General features: G+C 54.8%; 7 protein-coding genes and 1 pseudogene. 6 read left to right on the top strand and 2 right to left on the bottom strand.

What is annotated here, in order from left to right; translation table 11 throughout:
- Together ACN0VL_RS13440 and ACN0VL_RS13435 are read right to left on the bottom strand one after the other, a co-directional pair.
- Positions 1-345, bottom strand: a pseudogene (locus ACN0VL_RS13440) (hypothetical protein); the annotation flags it as partial.
- A 90-nt stretch (positions 346-435) separates the two neighbouring features.
- On the bottom strand, positions 436-1020 hold the full coding sequence (locus ACN0VL_RS13435; protein ID WP_417618200.1) for a hypothetical protein: 585 nt from the start codon (positions 1018-1020) through the stop codon (positions 436-438).
- Between the two features lie 370 nt (positions 1021-1390).
- Between ACN0VL_RS13435 and ACN0VL_RS13430 the strand changes: the two genes are divergently transcribed.
- The 6 genes from ACN0VL_RS13430 to msrQ all read left to right on the top strand — a co-directional run bounded on the left by ACN0VL_RS13430 (position 1391) and on the right by msrQ (position 7848).
- Positions 1391-2716, top strand: a complete 1326-nt coding sequence (locus ACN0VL_RS13430) for a sigma 54-interacting transcriptional regulator (protein ID WP_417618198.1) — start codon at positions 1391-1393, stop codon at positions 2714-2716.
- 136 nt (positions 2717-2852) lie between these two features.
- Positions 2853-4289 (top strand): sensor histidine kinase, encoded by a 1437-nt coding sequence (locus ACN0VL_RS13425; protein ID WP_417618196.1) that lies wholly within the window; start codon positions 2853-2855, stop codon positions 4287-4289.
- The gene (locus ACN0VL_RS13420; RefSeq protein WP_417618194.1) at positions 4282-4764 is read left to right on the top strand and encodes a hypothetical protein; all 483 of its coding nucleotides are present in this window, start codon (positions 4282-4284) and stop codon (positions 4762-4764) included. The genes ACN0VL_RS13425 and ACN0VL_RS13420 overlap by 8 nt, the downstream gene beginning before the upstream one ends.
- Positions 4765-4769: 5 nt before the next feature.
- Positions 4770-6113 carry a sigma 54-interacting transcriptional regulator gene (locus ACN0VL_RS13415; protein ID WP_417618193.1) on the top strand — a complete coding sequence of 448 codons (1344 nt, stop codon included), beginning with the start codon at positions 4770-4772 and terminating at the stop codon, positions 6111-6113.
- 65 nt (positions 6114-6178) lie between these two features.
- On the top strand, positions 6179-7204 hold the full coding sequence (msrP, locus tag ACN0VL_RS13410) for a protein-methionine-sulfoxide reductase catalytic subunit MsrP (protein ID WP_417618191.1): 1026 nt from the start codon (positions 6179-6181) through the stop codon (positions 7202-7204).
- Complete coding sequence (msrQ, locus tag ACN0VL_RS13405; protein WP_417618189.1) at positions 7204-7848, top strand: protein-methionine-sulfoxide reductase heme-binding subunit MsrQ; 645 nt, start codon at positions 7204-7206, stop codon at positions 7846-7848. The genes msrP and msrQ overlap by 1 nt, the downstream gene beginning before the upstream one ends.
- Positions 7849-8317: the final 469 nt, after the last annotated feature.

Raw genomic sequence — 8317 nt, 5'->3', positions numbered from 1 at the left:
GGCCGAGTTGTTGGCCTGCACGTTGTTGTCGCCGGCGGCCACGTTCACGCCGACATTACCGACCAGGGTGGAGGCAGAACCATCCAGTATCTTGGCGTTATTGGTGTTGCGATCGTTTGTCGTCCAGTTAGAGTTGGAGCTCTGTTCGTTGTCGACGACCGCCATGCCCAGCTTGTTGACCTTGACGTAACCACCGATACCGACATAGCCGTAATAGTTGGTGTAGTTTGTGACATGGACCTTCTTGTAGATGTCGATACCAGTGTCGTAGTTTGTTGCATTGGCATAACCGCTCAGGCCCATCATTACTACGGCCGCTACTGGAGCTATAATAAGCTTTTTCATTGTCTCTCTCCTTGAAAGCAATTTTTAATTTATTTTTACTCACTGCAATGTTGGCGTGTTCGGGGTGACGGACACCACGAGTCATGCCGTTTAGTTCAGGGGCATCGAGACCCTGTTTATCGCTATATTGCCGTGCCCGGCAATCTGGTTGATCTGAATGGCACCGGCGGCCCCATTCAGCGAATTGGTATCGAGATAAACCGTTTTATTGCTGGCCAGTTTATCTTCGTCTGTGGATGCTCCGGCCTCGGGCAGGCGCACCATCAATAAGGAATCGGAGCTAATTTGCGTACTGGCACCCAAGGCGATGGCTATGTCGTTGAGCTGAATGTTGCCGGAGCCCGCCACCTGGTTGACCGAAATCAAACCGCGGGCGTTATTCAGGGTATTGGCTGCTATGCTTGCGCTGGCGGCGCTGTCGTCAGGTGATGCGGTCACCGTCATCCGGCTACGGTGGGCTGCCTGGGCGTTCTCGCCGATGGTGATGCTGCGCAGGTTTGCCTGGGCGTTGTTGTCACCGGCAGCCATGTTGATGCCGATGACGCCGCTGACATCGTTTATCGTGCCCGGCGCTATGGTGCTGACATCTTGGTGGTGAGCGGCAGCCATGACATTAAGAGACAGTAAAAGTACCGTTGCTGCGGTGTAATGCGCTGTTATTGTGGTGACTTTCATCTGGTGCTCCCTGTGCGGTAGGTCCGCTTACCGTTTCACTTTGTGGTACAGGGGAAGTTGCAATAACAAGGCCAGAAGTTAAGCTATTGAAATGTAAGTGTTTATTTTTATGGTGTAATTGTTTTTGTCTCACTTAAGAGATAGGGTTTTTATAAAAATTAATAAAGCTTATAAAAATCAAACAATTAAGCTCCCTCTTGTGAATGAAGGCTTGGTATCAGAAACAAGACATTATTTCTTTTAGAAAGAAAAAATTAATTACTTAAGCTTAAAAGTTATACATGGTTGCTTTTATTCTTGGGTTTTCGGCTAGCATTAAATGGAAGACCGGCAGTGGCAGACCGGCATAACTATAAAGCAGGGAATAGCTATGAATCACCGGCAACAGCAGTACCCCACACTATTCGTGTGTCATAGAAATAACGAGCTCGTCAAAGAAATCAGTAAAATGGAGTGGGATGTTCGACATCTCAATTCTCTGGCCAGCCCACCCCCACCGTCCTGGATGGAAGGCATTCAAGTGGGCATTATTGAAATCGGTACAGCGGCAGATATTGACTCAATTGAAACATTTATTCGTCATCATGCTTCCGTGTTCTGGATTGCCATGGTGACAAAGTCTCAAATGAACTCTCATGATGTACGATACCTGTTGAAAAACTACTTTTACGACTTTCATACCAGTCCGCCCGATTTCACCCGGTTGCAGTATATGCTTGGCCACGCACTGGGTATGGCACAATTATGTGGTAATGAACGAAAGCCATCGTTAGCACCGGAATCAACGGAAACGATTCTGGGCCAGAGTCAGAGCATGCATTACCTGAGAGAGCAATTGCAGAAGCTGTCTCGTTGCCAGCTGCCGGTGTTGATCACCGGAGAGAGTGGCACCGGTAAGGAGCTGGTGGCTCGGCAGCTGCATGAAGGTTCAGAATGTGCAGACGGCCCCTTTGTGGCCGTCAACTGTGGTGCCTTGCCGGCTCAGCTGGTGCAATCGGAATTGTTTGGTCATGAAAAAGGGGCCTTCACCGGTGCCACCCAGCGTAAAATCGGCAAAATGGAGGCGGCCAATCACGGTTCCCTGTTTTTGGATGAAATTGGCGATTTACCGCTGGAAGAGCAGGTGAACCTGTTGCGTTTTCTGCAGGAGAAAACCATAGAGCGGGTGGGTTCGCATCAGTCGATAAATCTGAACGTGCGCATTATTGCGGCCACTCATGTGGATCTGGAAGAAGCGGTGCGGCAGGGAAAGTTCAGGGAAGACCTGTATTTTCGCCTGAATGTCATTCGCCTCAAGATACCCCCGCTGCGGGAGCGTGGAGAGGACGTGCTGTTGTTGGCCAGAAATTTTCTGCATCAGCAGAAGGGAGAGTCCCAGATTGACTTTTCCGAGCCCGCCGAAGCGGCCATGTTGCGCCATGGCTGGCCCGGTAATGTAAGAGAGCTGATCAATCGGGTGCAGCGGGCTACCGTCATGGCTACGGGGCGTTATATTCAGCCCATCGACCTGGAGCTGGAGTCAGGCCCGCCCCCAACGAGCGGAGAGTGCCTCAAGGCCATCAGGGAAGTGGCGGAGCGAGAGGCCCTGGCCCGGGTGCTTAACGAGTCGCAGGGCAAAGTCAGTTCGGTCGCCAAGCAACTGAATATATCCCGGGCGACCTTGTACCGACTGCTGGACAAACACAGCCTGCTGTAGTTAGACAGCAACTCATGGCCAGCGGGCCTGTTCATCAAAACGGTCACCCCAGGGTGACCGTTTTTATTTATGTGGTCTGCGTTCGCGATCATTTTTGCTATTCTGCGTCATCGTCACGTGATGAGGTGTGTGGATAATGTCTAATGCGGCTGGGGGGTTTGCCCCTCGTTCTCTGCTACGGCTGGTATTGATTGCCTTTACCCTGGTGCTGCTGCCGCTTATCTTGCTGGTGGTCCAGAATGGCCGTAGCCTGGAGCGGGTCATGCTGCTGGCACAGGATGGCATTGAAAACGCCGTGGTGGATACGCGCAGAGCGTCGGATTTGCATGATTTGGCGCTTGAAATGGAGCGCGCCATTCGCCGTTATGTGGTGTTGGAAAACCCGGAGCTGCGGCACTCTTACCTGCGGCTGCTCGAGCGTTATCGGCTGGAACTGGAGCAATTATTACTGGGGATCGATGGCGGCACCCTGGGTGCTTCGCTGCAGCATCAGCTGGTGTATCTGGTGGACTTGGCCCAGGCCAGCAACGAGCAGATCCGGGAACGAGCCGTCATTTTCAATGCCTTTAGCAGCGCCACCCTGGCACTGGACCGCTTGACCCGGGCGCAGATTGATGAGCGCATTCAACAAGAGCGGGATCAGGTTATTGTGGTGCGCCAGCAATTGTGGATACTCAGCGCGGCTCTGGGCGGCGCCAGTCTGTTGCTGGCCCTGCTGTTTACGTATCTTATTATTCGCCCGGTACGGCAACTGGAAAAAAGAATTTTAAATCTTGGGGCGGGGATCGATCCGGAAGAGAAGCCGATACGAGGCCCGTCAGAGCTGGTGGCGCTGGGTGACAAGCTGCAGTGGTTACACCTGCGGTTGCGGGAGCTGGAAGCGCAAAAGCTGCAGTTCTTGCGTCATCTTTCTCACGAGCTGAAAACCCCACTGGCCAGCCTGCGCGAAGGGGCCGACTTGTTATTGGAAAAAGTCACGGGGCCCCTGACGGAGGAGCAGGAAGAAATTTGCGGCTTGCTGGTGCATAACAGCTTTCGTTTGCAGGGGTTGATTGAGCAGCTGCTGGATTACAATCGCATTCAGCAGGTACAGGTGTATGAAGAGCCGGTGCCGGTATTGCCGCTGCTGGAACAAAGCCTGCAAGCGCATCGCCTGACCATTGAAAATAAAGCACTGCAGGTCAGCGTGGCCCTGATTGATGAATGCCCCCTTGCCGACGGGCATCGTTTGAAGCTGGTGCTGGATAATCTGATCTCCAATGCGGTGAATTACGCCGATGCGGGGGGCGTGTTGCAAATAGCCGCGCATCTGGAAGCCACTGATTATGTACTGACCGTCGCCAATACGGGGCAACCCATCCCCGAACGGGATAGAGAGCGTATTTTCGAGCCTTTCGTGCAGGGCAGCCAGGTACGAAAAGGCGTGCTCAAGGGTTCGGGGATAGGCCTGAGCATTGCGCGCGAAGCCGCCGAGAGCATGGGCGGACGGTTAGTGCTGAACACAACAACAGAGCTGGTTTGTTTTGAACTAAGCCTGCCTAACAAGAATGATAAAGGAATAAAACATGAATAAAGCATGGTGTTGCGGTGTATTGGCGCTCATGTTGTCGGGTTGTACCTTGCTTCCTCAGTTTCACCAACCTGAGCCGGAGCCAGAGCTGCCGTTGGTGGCCGAAAGCCAGCAGCTGAAAGACTGGCTGCAATTATCGGCCACCGTTACACACAGCAGCGAAACCGAGCGCCAGCAAGCGCTGCGGCGGTTACAAGCCGTTAGCGGTAATGAGTTGGAACTGGCCTTGTGGCTGAGCCATCCCGATGCCACCAGCAGCCAACGGCAGCAGGCTCAGCAGTTGTTTCAGCAACATGCATCCGGTGCCACTGGCCACGAGCAGCAATTGTTTGGTGTCTATCAGGTCTATAATCAGAAACTACTGCAACAGCAGCGCCAGCTGGCCGAACGTCAACAGCAGGTAGATAGCCTGACGCGCAAGCTGAAAGAGCTGGCTAATATCGATCAACAGATCAATGACCGTAAATTTCGAGAGTAGATGCCATGAAACGTAAAGCCAGAATACTGCTGGTAGACGATGATGTCAGCTTGCTGAAATTACTGGGCTTGCGCTTGAAAAGTGAAGGCTTTGCGGTGCACACCGCCGCCAGTGGCGCCGAGGCCCTGGAGTGGCTGGAGCAGGAGCGGCCCGATCTGGTGTTGAGTGATTTACGCATGGACGGCATGGATGGTCTGGCCTTGTTCGATCGTATTCAGCGCCAGCATGTAGGCCTGCCGGTGGTGATTATGACGGCTCATGGCTCCATTACCGATGCGGTTAGCGCGACTCGCTCGGGCGTGTTTGGCTTTCTCACCAAACCCATCGACAAGGAAGAGCTGCGTAAAACCATCAATGGCGCGCTTGCGGTGTCGTTACCGGCCATGACCGATGATTGGCAGCAGCGCATTATCACGCGCAGCCCGGTGATGGTGGCCTTGCTGGAGCAGGCCAGGCGCATGGCGCCACTGGATATCAGCGTCATGATCACCGGGCCGTCGGGGGCGGGCAAGGCGTTGATGGCACAGACACTGCACGAGGCCAGTCCGCGTCAGGATCATCCGTTTATCGCCCTTAATTGCGGTACCATCACAGAGCAACTACTGGAGTCCGAGCTGTTTGGTCATGTTAAAGGTGCGTTTGCGGGCGCGACCTCGGATCATCCCGGCGTGTTTCTGTCGGCAGCCGGCGGCACCTTGTTGCTGGAAGAAGTCGGAGAGCTCACGCCCGCCTTGCAAGGCAAGCTGTTACAGACGCTGGCACAGCAGCAGGTGCGCCCCCTGGGTGCCACGCGCAGCATTAAAACCGATGTGCGCGTCATGTCCTCCACCAATAGAGATCTGGTGACGGCCATGGAGCAGGGCAAGTTTCGGGAAGATCTGTTTTATCGCCTCAATGTGGTGAACCTGAATCTGCCCGCCCTGCAGCAAAGGCCGGAAGATATCCCCCTGCTGGCCCGCCAGGCCCTGGAGCAACTCAAACAGCGCCAGCAAACCCAGGTGACGGGCTTTGCCCCGGAAGCCTTGTCCATGCTGGCGGCGGCAAGCTGGCCGGGTAATGTGCGGCAATTACTGAATGTGGTCGAGCAGGCGGTAGCCATGGCATCGGCGCCGGTCATAGGCACCCAGTTGCTGGAAGGCATACTGGCGGACAGCGGTGAGCCGTTCCCAACCTTTAATGAAGCGCGGGCCGAGTTTGAGCGCTTGTATCTGCACAAAATATTACGCATGACAGAAGGCAACGTCAGCCAAGCGGCAGGACTGGCCGGGCGTAACAGAACCGATTTTTACAAACTGCTCAATCGGCACGGCATAGAAGCCGGCACGTACAAGGAAAAGCGCAAGGAGTGAAATTTTTTAGCCGCGATGACGCTCCTTGTATGCAATCAGTCATGAGATGAAACAACGGAAGTCCTATGCGGATCCACAACAAGAAAAAATCGGCACTGAGCGAAAACAAAGTCACGCCCGAGTCGGTTTACCGTCAGCGCCGGCACCTAGTGCAAGGGCTGGGGCTGGGAGCCGCCGCCTTCAGCAATGGCGCCAGCGCCGGCTTTCTGGACTCCTTGTTCGGCGGCGACAAGGAAACCCAGCCCACCACCAGGGCCATGGCAAAGACAGTGCCGCTCACCTTTACTCAACCCAAGGCCTACCAGCTTGATATCCCTGTGACTGCCGAGCGGGTGGCCACCAGCTATAACAACTTTTACGAGTTTGGAGCCGACAAGTCCGATCCCGTTCGCTATGCCCAGCAATTCAAGACCCGGCCCTGGACCATGACCATTTCTGGTGAAGTGGATAATCCGCACACCATAGATGTATGGGCCTGGCTGGAAAAACAACAGCTTGAAGAGCGTATTTATCGCCACCGCTGTGTTGAAGCCTGGTCCATGGTGATTCCCTGGCTTGGGGTGCCCCTGGCCAACGTCATCAAGGCGGCCAACCCCACTTCGAAGGCGAAGTATGTGGCCTTTGAGACCCTGTATGATCCCGAACAAATGCGCGGCCAGGCCTCGCGATTTATCGGCGGTGGTATTGAGTACCCCTATGTTGAAGGGTTGCGCATCGATGAAGCCATGAACCCGCTGGCCATGCTGACGGTGGGGATGTACGGCAAGACGCTCCCCCCGCAAAACGGTGCGCCGGTGCGTTTGGTATTGCCCTGGAAGTACGGTTTCAAGGGCATAAAGTCGATTGTGCACATTCACCTTACCGACAAGCAGCCCCCCACCACCTGGAACAAGTCGGCCGCCTCTGAATACGGCTTTTATGCCAATGTGAACCCCCAGGTGGATCACCCTCGCTGGAGCCAGGCTTCCGAGCGGGTGATTGCCGAAGGCGGCCTGTTCGGCAGCGAGCGCCAACCTACCTTGATGTTCAATGGTTACCAGGAGGAAGTGGCCGAGCTGTATCGGGGTATGGACTTGCGGAAGTTTTACTAATGAAGCTCAGCTCCAGGCAGGTCACCATTTTAAAAGTAGTGCTCCACCTGGCCGCCTGTCTGCCCTTGGTATGGCTGCCGTGGGCGTTTTCGGTCGGGCGCTTTAGCGCCGATCCGGTCCCCGAGCTGATGCAGTATCTGGGCGACTGGGCACTGCGGATTTTACTGCTCTGCTTATGTATTTCACCACTGGCGAAAATGTTAAAGGCGGGGGCGCTAATCAAGGTGCGCCGGTTGATTGGCCTGTGGTGTTTTGCCTATGCCAGTCTGCATGTGCTGGTGTGGTTGTGGCTGGATTTACAGCTGGCGTGGGGGTTGATTGGCAGCGAAATCATCAAGCGCGGCTTTATTACCTTAGGCATGGTGTCCTGGGTGGTATTGCTGTTGTTGGCGATCACCTCGACCCAAGGCTGGCAGCGTCGGCTGGGCTGCCACTGGCAGCGGCTGCATAACTGGGTATATCTGGCGGCTTTGTTGGTACCGATTCATTACTGGTGGGCGGTTAAATCCGGCTGGATCCAGCCGGTTATTTATCTGCTGTTAAGCCTGACCCTGCTAGGGTGGCGCCGCGACAAGCTCAAGCGTTGGTGGCGAAGTAAAATCAAAGCCTACAACAAGAAAAAAACGCTGCACGGCAAGGGATAAAGAAAGCCAGAAGCGTGAAGCTGAGAGCCGAAAGAGCAGGGCAGCTCGGTGTTTTGCTTCCAGCTTCGGTTCTGTCCCCTAGCGCTATTTGTTGATATTAGTGGTGCAGTCAGGCAGAGGGCACTGCTCCTCCGACTCGCCGTGAATACCTCCCTGTAGGCTCCACCGCGCCATCCTTGGCGCGGAGGGTCGGCGGAGCAGGCACCCTCTGCCTTCCCATGGACAGCGGAGTAGCCTGTCAATGTTACCTACCGAAGGCTCAGAGACTAAAGAAGAGGTGGGTGGGATAGCCTCAGCCGACCATCACATGACAGGGACGTCATGTATTTGAGCGCTACATGGAAGTACTTGAGCGAGTCGGAGGAGGCTACCCAGCTGCCTCTGAGCGCTGAGCAGAGTTTTGACTAAAAAGGCCGGCTTCTGGGGGGCGCGCTTCCTGCCTTGTTTCCCTCACATCTTGAGCGGCATT

Origin of the sequence: Oceanisphaera sp. (assembly GCF_048268965.1) — a bacterium.
Lineage (GTDB): Bacteria > Pseudomonadota > Gammaproteobacteria > Enterobacterales > Aeromonadaceae > Oceanimonas.
The sequence above is the reverse complement of the archived record's forward strand: the minus strand, read 5'-3'. Positions and strand labels throughout refer to the sequence as shown.